Source organism: Polynucleobacter parvulilacunae, from assembly GCF_018881715.1.
In the GTDB taxonomy this organism is placed as follows: domain Bacteria; phylum Pseudomonadota; class Gammaproteobacteria; order Burkholderiales; family Burkholderiaceae; genus Polynucleobacter; species Polynucleobacter parvulilacunae.
In genome coordinates this window covers 465,117-487,311 of record NZ_JACVPW010000001.1, presented here as the reverse complement: position 1 = coordinate 487,311, position 22,195 = coordinate 465,117, and the positions used below count along the sequence as shown (strand labels likewise).

Here is a 22,195-nt window from a genome sequence, read left to right as displayed (position 1 = left end):
GCATGGCCAGTATTTTGGTTGTTGATGATGAGATGGGAATTCGTGAGCTTCTCAATGAGATTCTTACGGATGAAGGCCATACTGTGTACTCTGCAGAGAGCGCAATTCAGGCGCGCACTATTCGTGAACAAATGCGCCCCGATTTAGTCTTGCTAGACATCTGGATGCCAGACACTGATGGCATCACTTTATTAAAAGAGTGGTCTAACACGGGTCAACTCACCATGCCAGTAGTCATGATGTCTGGTCACGCAACAATTGATACTGCTGTTGAAGCTACTCGCATTGGCGCGCTCAACTTTTTAGAAAAACCAATCGCCTTACAAAAGCTTTTGAAGACGGTCAGCAAAGCTTTGGAGAGCTCCCCAAAATATGTTGAGCCAGAGCAGGAGCGGGCAGTTCAATCTAGCTCAAATAGTATTTCTGCGCCAAAGCAAGCAACTGTTGAGTTAGTTAGCGCACCTGCAGCGGGCGAATACATTAGTGGAATTGCAAAAACTTACTTTGATCTTCCCTTAAGAGAGGCAAGAGATTTGTTTGAGAAGGCGTACTTTGAGCATCAAATGCAAATCATGGGCGGCAGTATGACCAAGATTTCAGAGTACACGGGCCTAGAAAGAACGCATTTGTATCGCAAGCTTAAAGCCCTTGGAATTGATACCTCCCGCAATAAAGGCGAAAGCTAATCCCCCAAGCAAAGGGCAGCAGCCCTAAATAATTGAGCAAAACCCAAGCATCAAAGGCAAACCAGGGAAATTTCATAGAACCCCAAGCCAATTCGTTATAATTCCAAGTCTTGGCCTGGTAGCTCAGTCGGTAGAGCAGAGGATTGAAAACGCTAATTTTTGAGTAAAAAACAGTGTCAAGACATTGACTTAAGCTACCCGCAAACCCTTGTAAAATAAGCATCTGCGGGTGTGGCGACAAATAAAAAAACTATAAACACCACACGTATAAACAGAGCGCCGCGCGGCAAAAATATTTAGGTCGCACAAATAATTTTCTGACAACACAATAGCAAGCGTAATTTATTGACGCGAGTTGCTATGTCTAATCTCAATTATCTTTTTGCTGACGCAGTTGTTAGCGACGATGCTGTTATCAAGCTAATGGACGGCAAACTCAATGTCTATAAGCGTTCGCAGTCATCGCAGTGGCAGTGTCGATTTAAGTTAGCTAACAACAAGTGGCATAACGCAACAACAGGCACAGACGATGTCGAGCAAGCAAAGATACAAGCTATCTCGATTTATCACACAGCACAAATAAAAATAAACTTCGGCTTAGCTTTAGCGATGAAGACGTTTAAGCAAATTGCGATAGATGAATTAGCAAACATGCGCCGCTCTATCAATGCCAGCACAGGCAAGCGTGCGTATAGAGATTACGAATTTGCGATTAACAAATACTTAATTCCTTTCTTCGGTGCTTATGAAATTAAAGACATCACTCCTGAATTAATTTCCGACTTTGAAGCATGGCGTATGGCGATGATGGGAAAGGTCCCCAAAGGTAGTACGAAATTAAATCACTCAAGTGCCTACAACAGGGTTATCACTTTAGCTCGTGAGCGTGGCATGGTTACGGCAAGTCATATCGTGCCAGCCTTGAATAGCAAAGGCGCCAAGGGTATGGCGCGCCCCGCTTTTAATAACGAAGAAGTAGCTGAAATGCTCAGCTACTTAGAGACATGGCAAAAGAGCTCCTATACAGAGCACACGCTAAAGATGCGTATATTGTGCGGCGCTTATGTTCAGTTCTTATTACATACAGGCGTGCGTCATGGTACAGAAGCATTGCGTGTTCGGTGGCAACACTTACAGTGGTACTGGGTAGGCAATAAGAAGTATTTGCGTATATGGGTGAGCGGCAAGACAGGACCACGCTACTTGATTGCTAGGCGTGAAGTAGTGGCTGTTCTAGAGCATTTGATTAAGTGGCAAAAGCTGGAATATAAGAACCTGAATACCGTTATTGAGGCAAGGCTGGATAGGCTGATATTCGTATTGCCTGATAACAGCCAGCTAAGCCACATGGAGAACATCTTTAGAAATTTAATGGTTCGTAGTCATCTGCGCAAAGATGCTAGCGGGCAGAACAGGACGCTGTATAGCCTACGCCATACATATGCCACGCAGTCATTGGCTAAGGGTGTTGATATCCATACGCTCGCCAAACAAATGGGCACGAGTGTAGGAATGATTGAGCGGCATTACAGCAAGCTAACGCCGATGTTAAAGGCGGACATACTTGGCTAGTTAAGTTGATTATTATTTTTATATGTGTAAGATTTAAATAGCCATTTATAAAGAGGGTGAAATGCTGAAATTATTTAATTTAGAGACCAAAACCAATAAGAGAAATTACTTCAATAAGCCCTTCTTATCTCTTTTGCCATTATTGGGGTTGGTTGTGAGTTGCGCAATTACTTCAGCCTTTAATGAAGAGAATATAGATAAGCTCAGAATCGGAATGTCCTCAACCGAGGTTAGAGAAATCTTTGGCGCACCAAACGAGATAAGTGTTTCAACCTGCGGCGGCGCTACTGCTGGCGGTGCGTGGACTTGCGAGACTTGGAAATATCGCTCCTCTAGTCCATACAAAACTAACAACTTTGTATTCTCGGTAGATAAAGGCACCAAGCTATTGAACAGCTGGGATGTTAAGAGATAGACACTCTTTAGCGCAAAGAACTAGATGCCAAAGTTAAATGCCACTCATATACCCGAGCGATTACGAGAGGCGATTGAGCAATTAGAGCGTGGCGAAGAGGTAGAGGCAAAGAAGAATAAAAGCCTGCTTAATGTTCATCAGCAAAAGGCATTAGATGATGCGTGGACTGAACAGCAGGTTTTACGAAAAAAACATAAGCCACCAAAGAGCGAAGAAGAAAAGCAAAAGCTAGGTTGGAAAGATAAGCGTGAAGTTCGCATTGAAATCTATAAGCAGGCATTACAAGATGCTGATGGCAATGCCGTTGAAGATATTAAAGAGCTACAAAAGCAACGCGAAGCTAGGGCAAATCGAATTTATATGGATGCTTGGAGCAAGTCGGTTAGTGAAGGCAAAGGCGGAACGCAAGCAGTTAGCGCTGGCAATATTGCCTTAGTGAAAGCTGGTTTTGGACGAGCTGTTGCTGTAGTTAATGAGCGAGATAAGGAAATACACAAGTTAGAGCGGCAAATCCTTGAACGGGCAGAAGATAGGCTCAGCGAAGAAGAGCGAGAGCATCTTGAGTGGCTAAGAGGTGGTAAGAAGCCTGTCAAAAAGCCCAAGAAGGTGTAGGTTTATTAAAAAGCAGGTTTTTTGACAAGTACAAAAACCCTGCTTTTTAATAAACCACCTTCTGGCGTGATTTAACTGAGCCATAAAATAAAGCACTGAGAGGATTGAAGTGAACTGGAACGAATATATAGACTCCAACATCACTAAGAATGAAGCATTTAAGAATGCTATGAGAAAGTCTAAAGCAGACTTAATACGTAATCAGTCTCATTCCCCCGCTTTTATTAAAGCAGTTCAGCTTAAAGATGCTTACCTAAAAAGTGAAGGTTATCTTGCTAATACATTTGGACTGAGAACCTTTTTAAAAAATAACTTGTACCCATATCCAGATATGCTTTCTGATTCGGATTTGGCGGAGCTAGATGACATACTCACTGTTTTCTATGTTGACCCAGCCTCCTATCTTCCCAGCTATTCTGACGTCTTTAATGTCTCCATTGGGGATCCTTATTCTCAATCAGAAATCGTTGAGCAATACTTGCGGAAAATAGATGTTGAATATGAGCTGGGTTTTCCCGAGGATCTTCTATTTGATGAAGACGCATCTGAGCTAAGGGCTATTTGGGAAAATTACCTTAAAGACAATCAAAAGGTTTGGATTAGGGACCTTGATTTTTCAAAACAAAAGCAAGAGATCTTGAGCTATCTAGGGAGCTTTAAGGAGTACAACAGGTTCTTACAGGTGGCCCACGAAAAAATGAACGAGTTTCTAATATTGTGGGTTTCCGAATCAATAGATAGATATAGAGAGCTCCATCTGCTTTCAAAAGAACTTACTGATGAAGTTCTTGATGAAATTGATTTGTTAAATGTAATTAAGGATCGCTTACCAGTTTTGCTAGGAAGAGAGTTTGATTTCAGTCAGCAGTATTTTGTTTTACATGAGAAATATCTCAGGCTTATTTTTATGATTCGAGGCGAATTATTAAGTTCAAGAAGAGATCATTTAAAAATTAGGAGATGGGAAAATTATTTTCCGACTCTGTTGCTTCCAAAATTATTGGCAGATAACCAAGTGCTCACCCAAGTTGTGTCGTTGGTGAAAGAGCTAAATGACAGGGATTACTGGATTGCGACCGCAAGGCTTACAGACTATCTAAAGCAAATAAATTTCCCCCCGGCAAAAATCAAAAGGTTCTAGACCAATTCAACAGCACTACGAAGCATATTGTCGTTAATGTCGATATAGGATTGTGTAGTCGAAATCGATCTGTGACCAGCTAGGCTCATTAGCACGCGGACGGATACGCCTTTGCTGGCAAGGTTGGTAATGAAGCTCCTTCGACCGCTGTGGCTTGATGCGCCATCTACCCCCGCCCTCTTATAAAGAAAGTGGAAGTGCTGTGTGAGCGTGTTCGCATTAAAGCCATCGCTATCCTTTTTCTGGCTATAAAAGAACTTCATAGTCTTATCTGCTGGTTTATAGAAGCGAATATATTGCTGTAGCTCCTTACACAAGCGCTCATTTATAAACACTACCCTTGCGTACTGTCCTTTTGTCATTTCAGGAGTTAAGCGGATTTCGTTGCGTATGCTGCCTTCGCTATCCACTACATCGCTAAATTTAAGCGACGCCACCTCCGCGACACGCATGCCACTTAAAAATGTGGTCATTAGCATTGCCCTGTTGCGTGCTGAGTGTTTACGAGTTGAGATGTAATCAAGTACTTTGCGTAGCTCTGCTTGATTGAGTGTCTTGGCCTTTTTTGACATAGATTTCCTTTGTAAATAAAGTTTTGCTATGTCTAAAGTATGTTTTCTTATTTCTAAAATTCCTACCGATTTTGGATCGTTAATTGTCAAGTTGATTTCCTTAATGATTTCAACTGGTTATGCCTTCTAAGCCAGTAAACATAAGGTTTTGCGGAAAAGCTTATGTATTGCTATTTAGCTAATCCGTCGTGACAAAACGACAAAATTAATTAATATAAGGGCATCAAATTTCTATGTGCGCCCTAAGCCCAAAGAAATTGACTGGGCCACGAGCAGAGTTGTAGGCTGGATTAGCAATCCGTTGATAGTCAGCAGATATGAATAGCTCTTTATAAACTTTTGCGCTGTAGAAGGTTTCAAAGATTTGCTCTTTTTTGTAGCTAAGTGCGCCATCGCCGATAAATGCGGCCATACCACCTTGCTGTAGATAACTAATTTGCGACGAAGAGATTCCATTGGCGGCATAACCTATGCCCACTGTATCTTTTGGTCGCGACCAAATAGAGCCTTTGATGCTCACACCGCCTGATAGCGACCGACTTATATCTACTGTCTGTGCTTCGGTTGTGCCTGGATTCCAGCTCCAACGACCAAAGATACCAACATCATCATTGATGGCCTGCTCAATATTAAAACCATATCCCCATGAACTCTGCGCCGCTTTGCGAACACCAGTTACATCAGGAGTGCTGTTAGTTTGTTGAGCTTGATTAATCGCATTTTGGTAGTTGCCCATGTAGGCATGCTGTTGGTAGTAAAGAGCCCTTACTGCGCCGGGCTTACCCCAGAGCTCATGCTCATGAGTTAACTCAATTTGATTGCCATAGTCTTGGCTCATGCTGTAGTCAAGCTGAGCAGTATTCGGAATAGTCGGCATCGCCAATCTTGCCGCCTTCAAAATCCAATCGTCTTGATACCACTCTGCTACAACGCCATAGGTATAGCCTTTACTGTCTGCGGCATAGCCATAAGCGCCCATAGAGAAAAGCGCAAAGTTTTGAAACTGTGTCCGTGGATCGTGGCTGTAGCTATTTTGATCAAAGAAATCTAATGTGGCGAACTTACCGTAGGTAACGACGACTCTATTTTTATCGAGATTGCCAGCAAGTTGATTGGGGCCGCCTTCAATATGTTCTTTCCCACCACCTAAGCCAAAGGTCTGACGAATAAAGGCGCGAGCCGTGTAGTAGATTGGCGGAGCATATGCGCCCTTTTGTAATTCACCATTCTGAAATCCACCTAAGCCAAGAAGCTGTCCATTAAAAGGTGTTCCCTCGAACATCTCTGGGTTCCAATAAACTTCAGCGCCTTCCCAAAGTCTTGCCCCTAAGAACGCTGTAGCACTTAATGTGTAGCTCTTGCCACCACCGCCTTCAGATTTATTGAGAAGGCTGTTTTGTCCGTAGTAAGGTGAGTTAAAGTTATTTTTCTGCTGAACGATATAAGTAGACTGACCATGAATGCTCCACTGCTCTGTATCCCCTTCAACAGCAAATGCGCCGTCAAGTTTAGGTGAATCACTGACAGGTGATTCAGCCATAACAATGGGCATGTCACTAACTGGCGCCTCTGCTCTTACAGCACAAGATAGAGCCCCCAAATAAAGGGCGCTAATTAGGCCGATAAAGGCCGTGCGGTTTGTACTAAATGAGAAAAACATCAGAAATGCCAAATATACTTAATGAGAATTGTTCTCATCTTAGCATATAATTGAGAATGACTCTCAATTGGAAAAAGCGATCAAATGAGGCGCTAGATTGAGCTTTAATCAATAATTAAGCGTTGTTTGTATACCGAATAATCACATCTAGCCCAGAAAATATTGCTTTAACAGCTTGCTCTGCTTGATAAGCGGTACTTGTATTAATTTCCATTATCCCTTCGCTCACTACCTCATTACTTCCTTTTGAATAAGCTGTATAGGTCACTTTGTACGTACTCATAATTTCCCTTAAATCTTTAGCTTAACTTCAGAGTTAATTTAAGAGCGAACTAAAGTTCGCTTGCGTCTACACAAAAGCTAACGCTTTTGTTTGCCGCTCATTTCTTTAATCTTCTATTAAATGATTTATTAAGGGCTTTGCTTTTGAGTTAGGTCATTGCTAGGAAGTCAAGCCACGCCTTGTTAAAGGCGTAGCGATAGCTAATCATTGCTGAGGATTAACAACTGGCACGCACAACTTGATTTAACAAGAAAGGCAGGTTTTGCGATCTCCTTTTATGTACTCGTCTTACGCAACACACTCACTACCAATGCCAGAAGCCATGTGGGTGTGTTTGTGGGTTAATTTGTGGCATCCCACTCACTTTATTCACGCATTACTGCGTTACCAACTATTACGACTTCGCAAACGGTACTGTCATATCGAGACGTCGTTTAAGCATCTAGCCATCAGCTAGTTAGTGCGAAGAAGCGAGTAATGAGCAACCCTTGTGTACCGTCACACATCAGAACGGATTTCACAGCACTATTACATTCAGCGTGCCAACTTTAAGTCTCATTTATATGTGTTTATTTAGCTAACCTAATAAAACACCGTAAATAAATTAGTCTTATTTGGTATGGTGAATTTAAGCAATTAATTACAAGCTCATAGTGCTGTTTTGTGTATTTCAGCTACTCAGCTAGTAGATTGGATGTATCGCACGCATATAGCGCTGATTTGAGTGCTTTTCATTACTCTTTCGAATGAACACTATGCGCACTGACGAGGACCGAAGGTTTTGACGCAACAACTACCTACCTATAACTAATAATCAATTTTGTATTTGCGAAATTAATAGGTATTGCCAGAGCTGTTTTTGTAAATTTCTTGCTTCGGTACAAAGCGCAATTCGCAAAATTGAGAATTTTCAGGATTAAACAACACCCCCCGTATAGCCCAAAAACGACGAATTTCGGCCTTTTTCGGTAGTCCTTTATTGCCTTTGAAGCTACTGTTTATATAGGGTTTATGGAAAAGCAGGTTTTTTAACGCCAAAAAGTAGCAAAAAACCTGCGTTTTCTTAAACCTATATCTACCAAGTTCACCAAGTCACCAAGTGACCTAACTGAACCAAGTAAACCAAGTGAAAAAAGGAGCAATATAAATGGGTGTTTTAGACGGATTAAAAATTACGAGTGCCAAAAAGCCAACGCATTTACCGGCAATGGTGATGCGCAGGAACAAGCTATCAAACAAATTGTGGGAGCAAATACAGTTAGCAAAAAGTCAAATAGATGGCACGCAGTTTGTAGTCAAAAAATATCGTAGCTTTACGGATAAAGAAACAGGGCTACGCAAGCAAATTGAATTACCTAAGCGCATTCGAGAATGGTGGTTCAAAAATGAATTGGGCAAAGTTTGCTTCTGTGTCAAATACGGTAGTAGACCATTAGAGCTTGCTAAAGGTAAGCACAGCGTGGAAGTTGGCAATCCCGCTGAGTTGGTTAAAGCGCTTGAGTTAGTTAAAAGCGCAGTAGAAGCAGGCGAGCTAGATAGTCAGATTGAGCTGGCAAGCGGGGCTGTGAGAAAGGGCTTTGGTCGGTAGAAAGTTTTATGGCGTAAAAATTTTAATAACGATTTTTACGCCTTTTTTACACCGATGGATTCAAAATGCTTATGTGGACAAAAAGACAATAAATTCCTCAATTGCTAATCAGCCATTTTTCTCGGGTTTGATTTGTGTGGCTGTTGCTTCAATCTTGAGTCTGATTTGTACGGCTTTATTGGGGCTGGTTGATCTTGCCAATATTGTGATGATCTTCCTATTGAGCACCTTCTTGATTGCTACAGCATTGGGTCGTAATGCCGCCATATTTTCTGCGTTTATCAATGTGGCCTTTTTCGACTTCTTTTTTGTAACCCCCAGATTTTCATTCTCGGTTGACGATAGTCAATACCTTATTACCTTCTTAGTAATGCTGATTGTTGGTTTGGTGACCGGACATTTAGCCGCAAGGCTGAAGGAGCAAATTAGCGATGTTTTGGCTCGTGAAAAATTAGCTAGAGCCCTTCAGACTCTATCTCGTGGGCTTTTTAGCGCCCAATCAGACGAGCAGATTATTCAGGTTGCTAAATCTGCCCTAGAAGAGCCAATAGGTATAGAGATCGAGTTATTCATTACGGATAATCCAGAAGAGCTCAAGCAGTCTAAATTTGATTCTCAAACCATTGCTTGGGCAATTCAAAGTGGTAATCGCATCTTTCATGAAATAGATGAAATTGATGGAAGCTCAATTATCTTTATCCCGATTCGTGCGGAACTTAAAACATACGGGATTCTGATTGCGTCTGATCCCACAAGGTCTATTAGAAAACATGGTTTAGATGACTTGTTACAAACAGCATCTAATTTGATTGCTTTGGCTGTAGCCCAATTAAGGTCTCTTAAGGCCGAAGAAGAAAGTAAGGTTGAGGCCGCAACAGAGAGGCTAAAAAGTGCGATTCTTTCTTCGCTATCTCACGATCTCCGCACCCCACTAACTACTATGGTGGGCTTGGCTGAGAACTTACAGACTAATCACCCAGAATTAGGTAAAGAAAGTATTAAAGATCTTGAAACGATTCGTAATCAAGGCATGAGATTGGCTGGCATGATCGGCAACTTACTAGAGATGGCAAGGCTTCAGACTCAAGGCCCAACCTTGAAAAAGGAATGGCAACCACTTGAGGATGTTATGGGCGCAAGTATTAAGCATTTCAATGGCGCCTTTCCCAATAGAAGGGTGATCGCCCATATTCCTGCTGATGTGCCGCCTATGTATTTTGATGAAGTGCTGATTGAGCGGGTGCTATCCAATCTTTTAGAGAATGCGGCGAAGTATTCAGATGTTTCGACAGAGATTGTTGTTACTGCTAGTTTTAATTCATCACAGTTGCTCATTTCCATTCAAGACTTAGGCGTTGGATTTAAACAAAACCCTGCTGAGCTATTCGAAATGTTTTCCAGGGGAATCTCTGATACTAAGCAATCAGGCATGGGTGTTGGCTTAGCAATCTGTAAGACCATCGTTGAAGCTCATGGCGGAACAATCTCGGCAAAAAATAATTCAAGCGGTAAGGGCTCTACGATTGAATTTACTTTGCCGATCTTTCAATATCCGGAGTTCCGTCAATCATGAGTATTGATAACGCTCCGAGGCAAGCTCTCATCATTGAAGATGATGTACAGATTCGTGATTTGATCGCTAAGGTTGTCACGAGCATGGATTTGAAGGTTGTATTGGAAGGTAGCGTTAAGGGTGGCCTACAAGTTGCGGCTTCAACCAAACCCGATGTGGTGATACTGGACTTAGGCTTAATAGATGGTGACGGCATTGAATTTATTAAGAGCTATCGGACTTGGTCATCAAACCCTATTCTGGTTTTATCTGCCAGAATTGCTGAACATGAAAAGGTAAAAGCCTTAGACGCAGGTGCGGACGATTACTTGACCAAGCCATTTGGCACTGCTGAGCTCATGGCAAGAATGCGTGTCTTATTGCGTCGTCTCAATATTGCTCAAGCCAATACACCCACCTTTTCATTTGGCGATATTCAAATTGATTTGAGCACTAGAAAAGTAATTAAAGCCAATCAAGAAATTCATTTAAGTAAGACTGAATATCAGCTCTTAAATGTTTTATTGGTCAATCAAGGCCGCGTTGTTACGCATCGTCAACTTTTAAAAGAAGTCTGGGGTGGACAACACGTCGAAGACAGTCATTACTTGCGAATTTACATGGGACATTTACGGCAAAAGTTAGAGGATGATCCCGCACAACCGAAGTACCTACTTACCGAAACGGGCATTGGATACCGTTTAGACATTTAACCAAGAAACAAGAAGGACATCATGAAAAAAATCATTAATTTCTTTAGGGGTAAAGCCTTGGATCCAATGGATCCTAAGACACGCCATGCGATTGCGATCATTCCATTGCTGGCATGGGTTGGCTTGGGGGCTGATGGACTTTCATCTTCTTGCTATGGTCCCGAAGAGGCATTTCTTGCCTTAGGGGCAAATCACAATATGGCTTTGTTTCTAGCAATGGCAACGGCTTTAACTGTCTTTATTATTGCCTTGGGATACAACCAAATTATTGAATTATTTCCAACGGGTGGCGGCGGTTATCGTGTTGCTACAGCTTTGTTGGGATCAAAGGCGGGATTAATTTCTGGGTCAGCCTTGCTCGTCGATTATGTGCTCACTATTGCGATATCACTGGCTAGTGGTGTTGATGCCGCATTTAGTTTGATACCACCAGAGTTTCAAGACTACAAACTCATGATTGAGTTAGGTTTAGTCGTCTTTTTAATTTTCCTGAACTTTAGAGGCATTAAAGAATCTATCGTTGTATTGTTGCCAATCTTTTTGGGTTTTTGTATTACCCATGCGATATTGATCGCTTATGGCATTGGTGTTCATGCTCCAGAATTAGGCAACTTAATGCCTAATGCCATTTCGGAAGCGAATGCTTTAGGAAGCAATCTTGGTTGGATTATGGTCGCCTCGCTATTTCTCAAGGCGTATTCGTTGGGCGGCGGTACTTATACCGGCTTAGAGGCGGTGTCTAATAATGTGAATACGCTTGCTGAACCCAGAGTGCCTCATGGCAAAAGAACGATGTGGTACTTGGCCTTCTCATTGGCCATTACAGCGGGCGGCATTATTTTGCTGTATATGCTTTGGGGTGCCGAGAAGGTTGACGGTCAAACATTAAACGCCACCGCATTTGGAATGATCATTGAGCATTTAAATCCGAATGGTGGCGACATTAACGCAATTGCTTTGGCCGTTGTCTTGTTGCTTGAAGCAGGCCTTTTGTTTGTTGCGGCGCAAACTGGTTTTTTAGATGGCCCAACAGTTCTATCCAATATGGCCGCAGACTATTGGGTGCCTCGCCAGTTTCGTGAATTATCTAGTCGTCTAGTAAGACAAAACGGTATTTTGGTGATGGGCATCGCCGCATTTCTAATTTTGATCTTTACAGGCGGTTCTGTTGCCACCTTAGTAGTTCTGTACAGCATCAATGTGTTTTTAACATTCAGCTTGTCATTGTTTGGAATGTCAGTCTATTGGATCAAGCATAGTCAAGATAAAGGTTGGTTCAAGCATTTCTTATTAAGTGCTCTCGGTTTTGTTGTTACCGCATCCATCTTGACAATTACGATTAGTGAAAAATTATTTGAAGGTGGTTGGTTAACTATCTTGGTAACAAGTGTTGTGGTTGTCTTGTGCTTGCTTACAAGAAAGCACTATGAGGCATTTAGAGCTGAGTTGAGTAAGGCGGATGAGGCATTCCCAGACAATTTGGTAGACAGCACAAAGTCTGAGGTACCAGCACTAGACCGATCTAAACCAGCCGCAATCATTTTGGTTAGCCGTCATCGTGGAGCAAGCATTCATGCTCTGATGTGGGCAATGAGATTATTTCCTCACTACAAGAATTATGTTTTTGTGGCAGTGGGAGAGGTCGACGCCTCTAGCTTTGATGGACATCAAAAGGTAGAAGCATTAAGAGAGCAAATGGAAAAATCCATGTCTTACTATGTTGATTTTTGTCATCAACATGGTTTGGCGGCTACTTATAAGATTGGTTTTGGTACAGATCCTATCAAAGAATTCATGAAGTTAACAGATCAGGCTTATCAAGAGTTCCCAAATGAGAGCATTTCATTTGCTAGTAAGTTGCTTTTTGCTAAGACTAATTTCTTTACCAAGTTTCTACATAACCAAACTCCGCTGGAGATCCAAGAGAGGCTTCATTTCAGTGGTCGTCAAATGATCTTGTTGCCAATGCGGGTTGGTTGACAAGGCTATTTCTCATTAAAACCACCTTCGGGTGGTTTTTTGTTTTCTTGAATAAAGGGTTTAACAAAACGCAGGGTTTTTCTATCCGTCAAAAAACCTGCTTTTACTTAAACCTGTCTTACTAAATATATTGATGCTGATTAAAGAAGTAGAAACCATCAAGTCTATAAAACCACTCACGCCACAGCAACAGCGTATAGATACGCTTAAGCAACAAGTTAAGCGCAGTCAGGAGGCTGTTAAAGCTGAGCGACAGCGTCAGCAAGTCGCTAAGGCACAGCAACAGCTACAGAAGGCAATGAAACATTAAGCGGATAACCATTCTTAGGTATGTCGGCTAGGTGGAAATTCTTTGTAATAGTCTTTTTCCAATTTATCACTCTTGTAGCCAGCGTAATATTTGCTCGCGATAACAGCTATAACTACCAATATGTTTGATGCTTGGCTTGCGTGAAAATCAAAAATGACAATCGCAAGGATATAAAGAGCGGCGCTACCAAAAGCTACATAAACAAGCTGGTCTAATTGCTTTCTTTGTTCAACCACTCTTGTCCAGGCAAGTTCTTTTTCATCCATAGTTGTTCCTGTTGTTCGTTAAATAACGACACTCTTTATTGACGTTAAGTGCTTATTAGCCCTTGTGTGCGTATCTTTTGTTGAGTTTTTAATTTGCGATACTACAGTTAGAAATGTTGCGGTTTTGGTGGCATCAATAGTTTTGTATTCGTAGGTTGCTTTATCGACTTGAATATCGAGCTGTCTAATGGCTGAAATCATTGCCATAACATCGCTTACTAAATTTGCCGACGGTAGGTAATTTAAAGGGATTTGCTTGAGTGATTCAATTACATCATTTAGGCACTCAAAATCATAGTGCTTAAGTTTTGTTGCTACATCAATGATGTCTTCGCGGGATTGAAAGGTGTCAAAAACATACCGCACCCTCTCGGCAGAATTTTTGATGATTTCTACTACGGCCTCACAAAGAATTACCTCCTTGTTCCAGTCTTGTATCTTTTGTAACTTAAGACTGTTTTGATATTGAGATTGTGATTGGCATGTGGCAATTAAGCCGGCCGCTAAAATGGCCAAAAAAGTTCCTATAGCTTGTGCCCATGCGGCCATGTCACCTGTGCCCATATCGCTCCCTCTGATGAAACTTAATAATAGCGCTGATAGTACAGAGAATTAATAGTCCTCTATCCCGCCTCCTACCGTTAAGCAGGATAAAACATCCCCACCCCGACAGGATTTCCCTGTAAATCAACAGAGTTAGCCGCAGTAGGCACATTTACTAAGCCCACTTCCAGTTTCATTTATAATTCCAAGTCTTGGCCTGGTAGCTCAGTCGGTAGAGCAGAGGATTGAAAATCCTTGTGTCGGTGGTTCGATTCCGCCCCGGGCCACCAAGAAACACCAAAACCACCTTCGGGTGGTTTTTTATTTTTATGGGCTGGGTGGAGTGTCGTTTAAAACGACAAATATACCAATCGGGTATAGAATTTCATCCATGTTGCTTCGTAGTAAAACACTCGTTCTATTAATATGCCTCTTCTTAATTGCATTTAAGGCGGCGGCCGGAAATATTTTTATCCAGTCTGCGATTGAGCGGGCAGAGCTCGTTGGTAGCTACAGCAATGCTTCAATGTCACAGCAAGCACACAGCAGCTCTGAATCTGCTGATGACAAAGAGCAGGTTCATACTATGTACCTCATGAGTCATGTGACTGCAAGTTTTAGCGACGTTGGAATTGTGATTTTTCTTCCACCAATGACTAAGCATAAATTTGCTACGGCAAATGAAGTGCTATTTTCTCAAAACTTTCCCGACTCAGCATTTAAGCCACCCAAAGCTACAGCCTAATTTTCTTAGGTGGGACGTGCTTTAGTGGCATGTCCCTTTGCTATTTGGCTAGCAGTATGTAGCCACGTTTGGGAAATCTTATCATGTTTAAATTTATAAAAATATTGCCTTTGGCACTATTGGTTTTATTCGTCTCTGCCTGTAGTAGCGTCAAGTTAGATGACGCCAATGGGGTGGCTGAAGTTAATGCGAAGGGCTCTATGACTTACGACCCCATTAGTGATCCAAAGTCTAGTGTGTATGGTAAGCGCTCAATCTATTTTGAGTTTGATAGCTTTACCGTAGACCCAAAATATGTTTCGACAATCTCCGCACACGCTTCTTACTTAAAGGCATTTCAAAAGCAAAAAGCATCGATCATTATTCAAGGTAATACCGATGATCGTGGAACAGCTGAATACAACTTAGCCTTGGGCCAAAAGCGATCTGAAGCCGTTAAAAAGGCCCTGCTCGCTCAAGGCATCAGCGAATCTCAGTTAGAGGCGGTGAGCTTTGGTAAAGAAAAGCCAGCTAACCCAGCTCAGACAGAGGCGGCGTTTAAAGAAAATCGTCGCGCTGACTTTGTCTATCAATAACTAATGGACTACCAAATGAAAAATATATTTAAATTAAGTTTGATAGGAATTGTTTTCCTAGGTGGATGTGCGACAAATGTTGCACCTAATAATCCAGTACAGCTTGCTAAAACCCCATCACCAATGACAGCTCCAGCGCCCGATCATTCAGGCTCTGTAGCAAAGCGACTAAATGATTGCATCATTCGCGGAAATCAAAGCGCTGATGCTTTGTTGGTCGATAGTCAGGTTATTGCTGTAACAAGAAATAATGCTCATGCAAAGGCCTTGTTTAGCTCCGCGGATAAATTGACAGATGAGCAAGCTAAGGCGCTAACGAATTATCTGGCTGAAGCAAATTCCTGCCGACCTATTGCTTTGGAGGGCTTAAGTCCCGAAAAGAAATTGGTCTACGAGGATTTCTTTAAAAAGATTGATGGTGTGTATGCGGATCTTATAGCCAGAAAGATCACTATTGGAGTAGCCAATCAAGAAAGGCAATTGCTCATTCAGGATGCTCACATGAAGAAGTTAGCACTTCAATCTAAAAAGAATTAGTGAGGTTGATTAATGGCTAGATATAAATTTGTATGCCGTTCCTGCAAGTTTGAATGTATTAGCGGTATCGGCAAAGAAGTGGGGCTGCACTCTTCTAAAGTGGCAATGGTCTGCAAGTCTTGTTCAACGATTGATTCTTATGCAATTGCTCACCCAGGAAGTATTAATGCTGAAATTAGTATGCCGCCTGTTTGCACCAGTTGCCACTCTAGTGCTCATCTGTCGGAGTGGGATGGCCTTACATGTCCCCACTGCAATATGAATATGAGGGCCCTAGGCGGAGATGTGGATGCCGAGAGGCCTTTTAAATACTGGTAATCAAGGGTAAGCGCCAATACAGAAACGCTTAATAGATGTTAGATTGGGGGCTTTTTTTTAATTCTATGTCGAGATTGTTATTGACTGGAGGAGACTCTAAAACCACCTTCGGGTGGTTTTTTCATTTTGGCCGACGGATGAGGATCCATTGGTCGGGACTAGAATGAGGAATAACCAACAAGAGGGGGCGTTATGAGTTCTAAGAAATTTGTACTGGGACTGCTATTTGGCATATCTATATTTTCCTTGGCTGGTGCGGCGATACCTGAACCACCAAATCCGTTGGCAAACAGCAACCTGACATTTGATCAACGCCTTGAGCAAATGAAACAAACTGATGCCGCATTACTTAAGGCAACTCCAGAAGAGCGTAAAGAATACTGGCATAAGATGCGCGATCAAATGAAGGCTCAATGGCAATCAATTACTCCTGAGCAAAAAGAAAGAATGAAAGCCGAGAGAAAGGCTTTCTTTGATGGATTAACGCCTGAAGAGCAGGCTGAGATGAAGGCCCGTAAAGCCAAATGGGAAAATATGAGTCCGGAGGAAAAGCAGAAGTGGCACAAGCAAGCTAGCTAGGATCAGACATCCTCAGTCCTGGTCGATTCCGCCCCGGGCCGCCAAGAAACACCAAAACCACCTGCGGGCGGTTTCTTCATTTGGGTCATCCGCCTTGAGTCGTTGATAGTATTGAGTCGTAGAATGTAGCTTAGATGCCAATTAAGTTCATTCAGTTGTTAACCAGCGCTCAAAGGTCTCATAAGAACAACATTCAATTGGGTGCTTATATGGCCTTTGTCGCAGGGGCTGTTAATGCTGGTGGTTTTTTAGCAATCGCTCGTTACACATCCCATATGAGCGGCATCATTTCTGCTATCGGCGATGATCTCGCCCTCAATGATTTCATTTCAGTTTTGGGCGGCATATCTCTATTGCTCTCATTTTTATTTGGCGCCGCGACGACAGCCATTCTGATTAATTGGGGGCACAGGAGAAAAATTCATAGTGAGTTTGCTTTGCCCCTATTGCTTGAGGCCATCTTGCTACTGGTATTTGGGCTTGTTGGAGCAAACTTAAATTTGTATTTGCCTTTAACGGTCCCAGCCATTGCCCTACTCCTCTGTTTTGTAATGGGCTTACAAAATGCAATTGTCACCAAGGCCTCTCGAGCAGAAATTAGAACGACTCATATGACGGGCGTTATCACTGACATAGGCATTGAGCTTGGTAAGTTGGTTTATTGGAATAAATCACAAGAGGCCAATGTGAGCGGTTATGTCAAAGCCAATCGAGAAAAGCTTAAAACCCATTTATGCATTTTTGGAATGTTCTTAATTGGCGGCATTATTGGCGCAGTTAGCTTTAAGAAGGTTGGCTATATTTCGGTGGTGCCGCTATCCCTCTCACTTATCCTCATTGCGGGTCTCCAGATATATCGAGATATTCGGGCGATCTTGAAGGAGCGGGCTTCCTAGCTCCTGGTCGATTCCGTCCCGGGCCACCAAGAAACACTAAAACCACCTTCGGGTGGTTTTTTCATTTAGAGCAGATTAATTCCAAAGCTCTTCATTACCAAGGCAAATAAGCCAAAGCAGATAACTGTTGCCACTATGCAAGCCCCCATAGTTATCCAAAATCCCAGCTTAGGAAGTAGATATGGAAATAATAGAAACATAGGTAGCGTTGGAATCACATACCAAAAGGTGTAATAGGCGTGATTGGCAATTTTCTCTTCAGGCTGGTTTTCTACATACAGCCATATAAGAGTTAAAAGAGTCATTAAGGGCAATGCCGCAATAAAGCCGCCTAATCTATCACTGCGTTTAGCGGCTTCAGAGATGAATACAACCATTCCTGCTGTTAGTAGATATTTGGTAATGATCCAAGTCATTTAAGCCTTAAGAAAAATGGGTATTGGATAGTCTAAAGCAGAGTCAGACATCCTCGGTCCTGGTCGATTCCGCCCCGGGCCACCAAGATTCACTAAAACCACCTTCGGGTGGTTTTTTCATTTGGGAATCTGCTATAAATTAATAGATTATCCCGGGAGCCTCTATGACTCAATTGTCACGCCGTAATTTTTTGAAAGCCTCTACCGCTGGAGCCATTGCGGTTGCCGGCTCTGCTGGAACTGCTATTGATGCTGCCAATGCTCAAGCGGCTTCACAAAAGTCAAATATTGAAATTAAAGCAAATGAAATATCTAAAAAGTTATTTTCTGATGATGGTTTAGCAATTCCTATCGCAATAAAACCAACCGTTTCCAATTTAGCAAAAGGATTGGATCGGACTATGGTGCTCGGTGGTGGCGGAGAGTATTACATCGCTTGGTATTGCGGATTTTTTCATGGCCTTTATGAGGCTGGTCTAGATATGGCCAATATTCCTGAGTTAGTTGTTGGTACTTCTGCCGGTTCATACATGGGGTCATCACTACTTTCTGGCGAGTTTTATCGCTTGCGAACAGAGTTTGATTTTTTTGGAAAGTTTCCAGAAATCTTTTCTAAGATAGCGCCTGTGGCGACCCCTAATATAAGTCAGATGAGAGCCGATAAGGTCAATATGAGTGCTACGGATGGCAGTATTGAAACACGCAGAATCATTGGCGCCGCCGCACTAGCCGCTGACAATAAATTAAACAGTGATCGCATTGAAAAATTAGCCGCTTTGTTAACTGGTGATAGCAAAACAAGTTGGCCCCCAAAAAGAATGTTTACAACTGGAATTGATTGCTACACAGGAGAGCGATTAATTGTAGGGCAGCAATCTGCCAAGCAAAATAATATTGCCTTGGCGCATGGCGCCGCCGCAAGCAGTTCATTACCTGGCGTTGCTGGGCCAACATTGTTGGGTCAGCGTTATGTCATGGATGGGGGAATTTGTTCTAATCCAGCCCATGTAGATTTAGTGGCGGGCTCAAAAAGAGCTTTGATCATTACATTAACTGATGGTGTTACTGGAGCGATTCTCACAACAATTCCACACCCTATTAGTCAAAACATTAAAGATGTAGAAGCAACTGGTACAAAAGTAAAGTGGATAGTTGCCGGCACTCCTCAGGGCGTAAATTTGTTAGATCCAAAGCAGATCGAAGGCGCATTGCGAACTGGATATGATCGAGCAAAGGTGGAGGCATCAAAAATTAAAGAATTTTGGGCATAAGGTTGAGCATCCTCGGCCCCGGTTCGATTCCTCCCGGGGCCATCAAGAAACACCAAAACCACCTTCGGGTGGTTTTTTCTTTGGGGCGCATTCAAGTTAAACATAAATAACTAGAGCCCTATAAGATGGACGGATCTAAGGAGAATAGTGATGCCATTAGTCAGAATTGATTTAAGCAAAAAACACTCTGAGAGCTTTGCTCAGCAAGTCGGGGATATTGTCTATAACGTGATGCGGGAGCAAATCAATGTTCCTGCAGATGATAAGTTTCAGATTATTACTAGACACGATGCATCAGAATTAAATATTCCAAAAAGTTATTTGGGCATTGAATATTCAGAAGGGATTATTTTTATTCAGGCAACCATCAGTTTTGGCAGATCTACGGATCTTAAAAAGAGCCTCTATAAAGCTATTTGCGATGCTTTAGTAGAAAAACTTAAAGTCAGACCTCAAGATATCTTTATCAATCTGCTTGAAGTAAGCAAGGAAAATTGGTCGTTTGGGAACGGCGAAATGCAGTATGCCGACAAGGATTAAGCTTCCTCAGGCCCTGGTTAATCGCCCTTCTGTGCTCACTCAAGCGAGACTTTAATAATCGGTATATAAAAGATAGATTCTTCGCTATGGGCCTTCAAATGAAAAAAATAATCTTATCGGCTATGTTGTTTCTTTCGATACTTGGGAGATCTCATGCTGCAGATACTGCCCCCGCCAAGCAAGACCCAGTTTGGCTAACTCAGGCAAGGGCAAGTATTAAGGCTGAAAAGTATGAGCAGGCAATACAGCAATTACAGGCTGCTAATGACACAAGCTCGGCAGACTGGAATAATTTACTAGGCTATAGCCTTCGTAAAAAACAGCCGCCTGATTTGGCTGGAGCGGAGAAATACTATCAAACTGCATTGAAAATAGATCCTAATCATCGTGGCGCTCTTGAGTATTACGGAATGCTCAAGTTAACCAAGAATGACTTGCCGGGCGCCGAGGCTTTATTGGCCAGACTGGATAAAGCCTGTCTTTTTGGTTGCGAAGAGTATTCGGATTTGAAAGAAGCTATTCATAAATATAAGTCTAGAAAGTAGGGTCAGAATGTATAAGCTTGTATCTTTTGATGCGTATGGAACATTATTTGATGTGTATTCCATGGGGCAGTTGGCAGAAGAATTATTTCCCGGTCACGGTCAGGCCTTTGCTTTGATGTGGCGTGACCGCCAAATCGAATACACCCGTTTAGTAACTATGAGTGATCCCAATCCCCATGGCAGCAAGCACTATCTTCCATTTTGGGAATTGACGATTCGTTCATTACGCTATGTTTGTAAGCGAATGGGATTAAATCTTACTGTCGAGCATGAGAAGCGACTGATGGATCAGTATGCCAAGCTGACAGGCTTTGCAGATAGCTTGAGCGTTCTCAAGGCAATCAAGGAAAAGGGTATTTCAACGGCGATTCTTTCAAACGGCAGTAGAGAGATGTTGGCAACAGTGGTCGAAAGTAATGGGCTAAAGCCCTACCTTGATAAAGTGGTCACTATTGAGGACGTTCGTCTATTTAAAACTGCCCCACAAGCCTACGAGCTTTTACTTAAAGCGTTTCCGGTGAAGAAAGAAGAGATACTTTTTGTATCGAGTAATGCTTGGGATGCCCTAGCAGCTAAGTGGTTCGGCTTTGATGTGTTTTGGGTTAATCGTTTAGGCCACCCCTTCGAAGAAATTGGCGAAAAACCAAACTACGAAGGTTCCTCGCTAAGCAAGGTTTTAGAAGTTCTATAAGGAAGATAAGGATGCTATTCATCACCTCAATCATTGCTGCTGTATTGACCATCATCTTCATCAATCTCTCGTTTGCTGTCATTGCTCTTAGAAGAGAGAATAAGGTTGGCTTGGGAAGTGGGGGTCACGAAGATCTTGAGAGAGCTATTCGCGCACAAGGTAACTTTGCTGAATATGTGCCGTTTGGAATTATTTTGATTGCGTGCTTAGAGTTAAATGGCGCACCTTGGTGGTTGGTTCTTCTTCCTGGCATCACTTTAATTATTGGGCGCTTGATTCATGCAAAGGGTATTAATACGCCACCCCCAGATTTCAGTTTGAGGGTAACCGGCATGAAATTTACTTTTGGAACCCTTATCACATTGGTTATATTAAACCTGGGGTGGCCCTTATACAAAATGTTTTTTGGATGAAAACCTTTTCTCATAGTTTCAAACTATTCGTCATCCTAACGCTTGGGTACGGACTCTTCTATTTCGCAAACAATCTTTGCACAGATTTTTTGTACTTGACTCCAGGGGCACATTTGGTACACCTGCCCAGTGGCGTCAAAATACTAATGACCTTAGTTACTGGCCCAATTGGCGCACTTGCTATCTTTATAGTTTCCAATTTGTGGGGCGTTATATTTCCATTTCCTGGGCAATTTGGTCTGGTATTTGTATTGTCTGTCGGTAGCGCTGGTGTCCCTTGGCTTGTATGTAAGATTTGCTCGGAAAAATTTCAATTAGAAAGCGATCTTTCAAATCTATCTTTACGCTCTTTGCTCGCCATTTCCCTAAGTTATGCCATTCTCAATAGCTTGGTTACGCAATCAATTCTTTATTTGGATGGTCGGTCGCAGGATCTATGGGGCGGCCTCGAGGTTATGTTTCTAGGTGACGTCACTGGAATCTTGCTGATTGTTTCTTTGGCAAGATGGATTTCTAGATTGATAAAAAGTAAAATCTCTTCTGGGTCGAGCGCGCGACCAAGCTGAAATGATGAAGGCATTTTGGTCTTAATGACAAAAATAATTTGATTGGGAAATATAAATATGAAAAAACGATTCTTAACTCTGTCAGTCGCTTTATTTTCTTTGATCTTGAGCGGCTGTCTTGCTAGCACCACCTCGCCAGTTGGCGTTAACTGCGATTACAGTCAGGGTAAGCCTATGTGGGAAATGCCTGTAGATTGTCAGGGGCGTTAA

Annotated in this window: 29 protein-coding genes and 1 tRNA gene; 23 read left to right on the top strand and 7 right to left on the bottom strand. The window is 42.3% G+C overall.

Going from position 1 to position 22,195, the window contains the following annotated elements:
• The first annotated feature begins 2 nt into the window (after window positions 1-2).
• Window positions 3-686 carry a response regulator gene (locus tag ICN18_RS02555; protein ID WP_216188980.1) on the top strand — a complete coding sequence of 228 codons (684 nt, stop codon included), beginning with the start codon at window positions 3-5 and terminating at the stop codon, window positions 684-686.
• Window positions 687-1,046: 360 nt separating this feature from the next.
• The gene (locus tag ICN18_RS02550) at window positions 1,047-2,258 is read left to right on the top strand and encodes a tyrosine-type recombinase/integrase (protein WP_216188979.1); all 1,212 of its coding nucleotides are present in this window, start codon (window positions 1,047-1,049) and stop codon (window positions 2,256-2,258) included.
• Window positions 2,259-2,363: 105 nt separating this feature from the next.
• Here the strand turns inward: ICN18_RS02550 and ICN18_RS02545 are convergent, their stop codons facing one another.
• A complete protein-coding gene (locus ICN18_RS02545) occupies window positions 2,364-2,639 on the bottom strand; it encodes a hypothetical protein (RefSeq protein WP_216188978.1) in 276 nt (91 codons plus the stop codon).
• A gap of 58 nt (window positions 2,640-2,697) precedes the next feature.
• On the opposite strand from ICN18_RS02545, the gene ICN18_RS02540 reads away from it, so the two are divergent.
• Window positions 2,698-3,285: a hypothetical protein gene (locus ICN18_RS02540; RefSeq protein WP_216188977.1), complete on the top strand. Its 588-nt coding sequence runs from the start codon at window positions 2,698-2,700 to the stop codon at window positions 3,283-3,285.
• Window positions 3,286-3,394: 109 nt separating this feature from the next.
• Window positions 3,395-4,426: a hypothetical protein gene (locus tag ICN18_RS02535; RefSeq protein ID WP_216188976.1), complete on the top strand. Its 1,032-nt coding sequence runs from the start codon at window positions 3,395-3,397 to the stop codon at window positions 4,424-4,426.
• Here the strand turns inward: ICN18_RS02535 and ICN18_RS02530 are convergent.
• The 3 genes from ICN18_RS02530 to ICN18_RS02520 all read right to left on the bottom strand — a co-directional run bounded on the left by ICN18_RS02530 (window position 4,423) and on the right by ICN18_RS02520 (window position 6,941).
• A complete protein-coding gene (locus ICN18_RS02530; protein ID WP_216188975.1) occupies window positions 4,423-4,998 on the bottom strand; it encodes a tyrosine-type recombinase/integrase in 576 nt (191 codons plus the stop codon). The genes ICN18_RS02535 and ICN18_RS02530 overlap by 4 nt on opposite strands.
• Before the next feature lie 223 nt (window positions 4,999-5,221).
• The gene (locus tag ICN18_RS02525) at window positions 5,222-6,550 is read right to left on the bottom strand and encodes a carbohydrate porin (RefSeq protein WP_255532044.1); all 1,329 of its coding nucleotides are present in this window, start codon (window positions 6,548-6,550) and stop codon (window positions 5,222-5,224) included.
• Between the two features lie 223 nt (window positions 6,551-6,773).
• Window positions 6,774-6,941 carry a hypothetical protein gene (locus tag ICN18_RS02520; protein WP_216188974.1) on the bottom strand — a complete coding sequence of 56 codons (168 nt, stop codon included), beginning with the start codon at window positions 6,939-6,941 and terminating at the stop codon, window positions 6,774-6,776.
• 1,147 nt (window positions 6,942-8,088) lie between these two features.
• Here ICN18_RS02520 and ICN18_RS02515 point away from each other — a divergent pair.
• The 5 genes from ICN18_RS02515 to ICN18_RS02495 all read left to right on the top strand — a co-directional run bounded on the left by ICN18_RS02515 (window position 8,089) and on the right by ICN18_RS02495 (window position 13,084).
• On the top strand, window positions 8,089-8,529 hold the full coding sequence (locus ICN18_RS02515) for a DUF6641 family protein (protein WP_216188973.1): 441 nt from the start codon (window positions 8,089-8,091) through the stop codon (window positions 8,527-8,529).
• 73 nt (window positions 8,530-8,602) lie between these two features.
• Complete coding sequence (locus ICN18_RS02510; RefSeq protein WP_161485598.1) at window positions 8,603-10,102, top strand: DUF4118 domain-containing protein; 1,500 nt, start codon at window positions 8,603-8,605, stop codon at window positions 10,100-10,102.
• The gene (locus ICN18_RS02505; protein ID WP_201721704.1) at window positions 10,099-10,794 is read left to right on the top strand and encodes a winged helix-turn-helix domain-containing protein; all 696 of its coding nucleotides are present in this window, start codon (window positions 10,099-10,101) and stop codon (window positions 10,792-10,794) included. Before ICN18_RS02510 ends, ICN18_RS02505 begins: the two co-directional genes overlap by 4 nt.
• A 21-nt stretch (window positions 10,795-10,815) precedes the next feature.
• On the top strand, window positions 10,816-12,774 hold the full coding sequence (locus ICN18_RS02500) for an APC family permease (protein WP_216188972.1): 1,959 nt from the start codon (window positions 10,816-10,818) through the stop codon (window positions 12,772-12,774).
• 133 nt (window positions 12,775-12,907) lie between these two features.
• Window positions 12,908-13,084, top strand: a complete 177-nt coding sequence (locus ICN18_RS02495; protein WP_216188971.1) for a hypothetical protein — start codon at window positions 12,908-12,910, stop codon at window positions 13,082-13,084.
• A 14-nt stretch (window positions 13,085-13,098) separates the two neighbouring features.
• On the opposite strand, the gene ICN18_RS02490 is transcribed toward ICN18_RS02495, so the two are convergent.
• The gene (locus ICN18_RS02490; RefSeq protein ID WP_216188970.1) at window positions 13,099-13,350 is read right to left on the bottom strand and encodes a hypothetical protein; all 252 of its coding nucleotides are present in this window, start codon (window positions 13,348-13,350) and stop codon (window positions 13,099-13,101) included.
• Window positions 13,351-13,368: 18 nt separating this feature from the next.
• Window positions 13,369-13,914 carry a hypothetical protein gene (locus ICN18_RS02485; RefSeq protein ID WP_216188969.1) on the bottom strand — a complete coding sequence of 182 codons (546 nt, stop codon included), beginning with the start codon at window positions 13,912-13,914 and terminating at the stop codon, window positions 13,369-13,371.
• Window positions 13,915-14,107: 193 nt separating this feature from the next.
• On the opposite strand from ICN18_RS02485, the gene ICN18_RS02480 reads away from it, so the two are divergent.
• The 7 genes from ICN18_RS02480 (at window position 14,108) to ICN18_RS02450 (ending at window position 17,543) form a co-directional block, all read left to right on the top strand.
• Window positions 14,108-14,183 (top strand) — tRNA-Phe (locus tag ICN18_RS02480).
• Window positions 14,184-14,284: 101 nt separating this feature from the next.
• Window positions 14,285-14,638 (top strand): hypothetical protein, encoded by a 354-nt coding sequence (locus ICN18_RS02475; RefSeq protein ID WP_216188968.1) that lies wholly within the window; start codon window positions 14,285-14,287, stop codon window positions 14,636-14,638.
• 83 nt (window positions 14,639-14,721) lie between these two features.
• Entirely contained in the window at window positions 14,722-15,213 is a 492-nt protein-coding gene (gene pal / locus ICN18_RS02470; protein ID WP_216188967.1) for a peptidoglycan-associated lipoprotein Pal, read from the top strand.
• A 15-nt stretch (window positions 15,214-15,228) separates the two neighbouring features.
• Complete coding sequence (locus ICN18_RS02465) at window positions 15,229-15,750, top strand: hypothetical protein (RefSeq protein WP_216188966.1); 522 nt, start codon at window positions 15,229-15,231, stop codon at window positions 15,748-15,750.
• 12 nt (window positions 15,751-15,762) lie between these two features.
• On the top strand, window positions 15,763-16,068 hold the full coding sequence (locus ICN18_RS02460; protein ID WP_216188965.1) for a hypothetical protein: 306 nt from the start codon (window positions 15,763-15,765) through the stop codon (window positions 16,066-16,068).
• A gap of 192 nt (window positions 16,069-16,260) precedes the next feature.
• On the top strand, window positions 16,261-16,647 hold the full coding sequence (locus tag ICN18_RS02455) for a DUF3106 domain-containing protein (RefSeq protein ID WP_216188964.1): 387 nt from the start codon (window positions 16,261-16,263) through the stop codon (window positions 16,645-16,647).
• Window positions 16,648-16,781: 134 nt separating this feature from the next.
• Window positions 16,782-17,543 (top strand): YoaK family protein, encoded by a 762-nt coding sequence (locus ICN18_RS02450; RefSeq protein ID WP_216188963.1) that lies wholly within the window; start codon window positions 16,782-16,784, stop codon window positions 17,541-17,543.
• Between the two features lie 65 nt (window positions 17,544-17,608).
• On the opposite strand, the gene ICN18_RS02445 is transcribed toward ICN18_RS02450, so the two are convergent.
• Entirely contained in the window at window positions 17,609-17,959 is a 351-nt protein-coding gene (locus ICN18_RS02445) for a DUF3147 family protein (RefSeq protein ID WP_216188962.1), read from the bottom strand.
• 164 nt (window positions 17,960-18,123) lie between these two features.
• Between ICN18_RS02445 and ICN18_RS02440 the strand changes: the two genes are divergently transcribed.
• From ICN18_RS02440 to ICN18_RS02410, 7 genes are all read left to right on the top strand, one after another.
• Window positions 18,124-19,230 (top strand): patatin-like phospholipase family protein, encoded by a 1,107-nt coding sequence (locus ICN18_RS02440; protein ID WP_216189441.1) that lies wholly within the window; start codon window positions 18,124-18,126, stop codon window positions 19,228-19,230.
• A gap of 150 nt (window positions 19,231-19,380) precedes the next feature.
• Window positions 19,381-19,770 (top strand): tautomerase family protein, encoded by a 390-nt coding sequence (locus ICN18_RS02435; protein WP_216189440.1) that lies wholly within the window; start codon window positions 19,381-19,383, stop codon window positions 19,768-19,770.
• A 98-nt stretch (window positions 19,771-19,868) separates the two neighbouring features.
• A complete protein-coding gene (locus ICN18_RS02430; protein ID WP_255532043.1) occupies window positions 19,869-20,315 on the top strand; it encodes a tetratricopeptide repeat protein in 447 nt (148 codons plus the stop codon).
• 7 nt (window positions 20,316-20,322) lie between these two features.
• The gene (locus ICN18_RS02425) at window positions 20,323-21,006 is read left to right on the top strand and encodes a haloacid dehalogenase type II (RefSeq protein WP_216188961.1); all 684 of its coding nucleotides are present in this window, start codon (window positions 20,323-20,325) and stop codon (window positions 21,004-21,006) included.
• 11 nt (window positions 21,007-21,017) lie between these two features.
• The gene (locus tag ICN18_RS02420; RefSeq protein WP_216188960.1) at window positions 21,018-21,419 is read left to right on the top strand and encodes an MAPEG family protein; all 402 of its coding nucleotides are present in this window, start codon (window positions 21,018-21,020) and stop codon (window positions 21,417-21,419) included.
• Window positions 21,420-21,565: 146 nt separating this feature from the next.
• Window positions 21,566-21,985, top strand: a complete 420-nt coding sequence (locus ICN18_RS02415; protein ID WP_216188959.1) for a hypothetical protein — start codon at window positions 21,566-21,568, stop codon at window positions 21,983-21,985.
• Window positions 21,986-22,042: 57 nt separating this feature from the next.
• Window positions 22,043-22,195, top strand: a complete 153-nt coding sequence (locus ICN18_RS02410; protein ID WP_216188958.1) for a hypothetical protein — start codon at window positions 22,043-22,045, stop codon at window positions 22,193-22,195.

What these genes read in the sequence shown, in the direction of transcription:
- ICN18_RS02555 (WP_216188980.1), top strand. Translation starts at nt 3, where the DNA reads ATGGCCAGTATTTTGGTTGTTGATGATGAGATGGGAATTCGTGAGCTT.
- ICN18_RS02550 (WP_216188979.1), top strand. Translation starts at nt 1,047, where the DNA reads ATGTCTAATCTCAATTATCTTTTTGCTGACGCAGTTGTTAGCGACGAT.
- ICN18_RS02540 (WP_216188977.1), top strand. Translation starts at nt 2,698, where the DNA reads ATGCCAAAGTTAAATGCCACTCATATACCCGAGCGATTACGAGAGGCG.
- ICN18_RS02530 (WP_216188975.1), bottom strand. Translation starts at nt 4,998, where the DNA reads ATGTCAAAAAAGGCCAAGACACTCAATCAAGCAGAGCTACGCAAAGTA.
- ICN18_RS02525 (WP_255532044.1), bottom strand. Translation starts at nt 6,550, where the DNA reads ATGCCCATTGTTATGGCTGAATCACCTGTCAGTGATTCACCTAAACTT.
- ICN18_RS02520 (WP_216188974.1), bottom strand. Translation starts at nt 6,941, where the DNA reads ATGAGTACGTACAAAGTGACCTATACAGCTTATTCAAAAGGAAGTAAT.
- ICN18_RS02515 (WP_216188973.1), top strand. Translation starts at nt 8,089, where the DNA reads ATGGGTGTTTTAGACGGATTAAAAATTACGAGTGCCAAAAAGCCAACG.
- ICN18_RS02505 (WP_201721704.1), top strand. Translation starts at nt 10,099, where the DNA reads ATGAGTATTGATAACGCTCCGAGGCAAGCTCTCATCATTGAAGATGAT.
- ICN18_RS02500 (WP_216188972.1), top strand. Translation starts at nt 10,816, where the DNA reads ATGAAAAAAATCATTAATTTCTTTAGGGGTAAAGCCTTGGATCCAATG.
- ICN18_RS02495 (WP_216188971.1), top strand. Translation starts at nt 12,908, where the DNA reads ATGCTGATTAAAGAAGTAGAAACCATCAAGTCTATAAAACCACTCACG.
- ICN18_RS02490 (WP_216188970.1), bottom strand. Translation starts at nt 13,350, where the DNA reads ATGGATGAAAAAGAACTTGCCTGGACAAGAGTGGTTGAACAAAGAAAG.
- ICN18_RS02485 (WP_216188969.1), bottom strand. Translation starts at nt 13,914, where the DNA reads ATGGGCACAGGTGACATGGCCGCATGGGCACAAGCTATAGGAACTTTT.
- ICN18_RS02475 (WP_216188968.1), top strand. Translation starts at nt 14,285, where the DNA reads ATGTTGCTTCGTAGTAAAACACTCGTTCTATTAATATGCCTCTTCTTA.
- pal (WP_216188967.1), top strand. Translation starts at nt 14,722, where the DNA reads ATGTTTAAATTTATAAAAATATTGCCTTTGGCACTATTGGTTTTATTC.
- ICN18_RS02465 (WP_216188966.1), top strand. Translation starts at nt 15,229, where the DNA reads ATGAAAAATATATTTAAATTAAGTTTGATAGGAATTGTTTTCCTAGGT.
- ICN18_RS02460 (WP_216188965.1), top strand. Translation starts at nt 15,763, where the DNA reads ATGGCTAGATATAAATTTGTATGCCGTTCCTGCAAGTTTGAATGTATT.
- ICN18_RS02455 (WP_216188964.1), top strand. Translation starts at nt 16,261, where the DNA reads ATGAGTTCTAAGAAATTTGTACTGGGACTGCTATTTGGCATATCTATA.
- ICN18_RS02450 (WP_216188963.1), top strand. Translation starts at nt 16,782, where the DNA reads ATGCCAATTAAGTTCATTCAGTTGTTAACCAGCGCTCAAAGGTCTCAT.
- ICN18_RS02445 (WP_216188962.1), bottom strand. Translation starts at nt 17,959, where the DNA reads ATGACTTGGATCATTACCAAATATCTACTAACAGCAGGAATGGTTGTA.
- ICN18_RS02440 (WP_216189441.1), top strand. Translation starts at nt 18,124, where the DNA reads ATGACTCAATTGTCACGCCGTAATTTTTTGAAAGCCTCTACCGCTGGA.
- ICN18_RS02435 (WP_216189440.1), top strand. Translation starts at nt 19,381, where the DNA reads ATGCCATTAGTCAGAATTGATTTAAGCAAAAAACACTCTGAGAGCTTT.
- ICN18_RS02430 (WP_255532043.1), top strand. Translation starts at nt 19,869, where the DNA reads ATGAAAAAAATAATCTTATCGGCTATGTTGTTTCTTTCGATACTTGGG.
- ICN18_RS02425 (WP_216188961.1), top strand. Translation starts at nt 20,323, where the DNA reads ATGTATAAGCTTGTATCTTTTGATGCGTATGGAACATTATTTGATGTG.
- ICN18_RS02420 (WP_216188960.1), top strand. Translation starts at nt 21,018, where the DNA reads ATGCTATTCATCACCTCAATCATTGCTGCTGTATTGACCATCATCTTC.
- ICN18_RS02415 (WP_216188959.1), top strand. Translation starts at nt 21,566, where the DNA reads ATGACCTTAGTTACTGGCCCAATTGGCGCACTTGCTATCTTTATAGTT.
- ICN18_RS02410 (WP_216188958.1), top strand. Translation starts at nt 22,043, where the DNA reads ATGAAAAAACGATTCTTAACTCTGTCAGTCGCTTTATTTTCTTTGATC.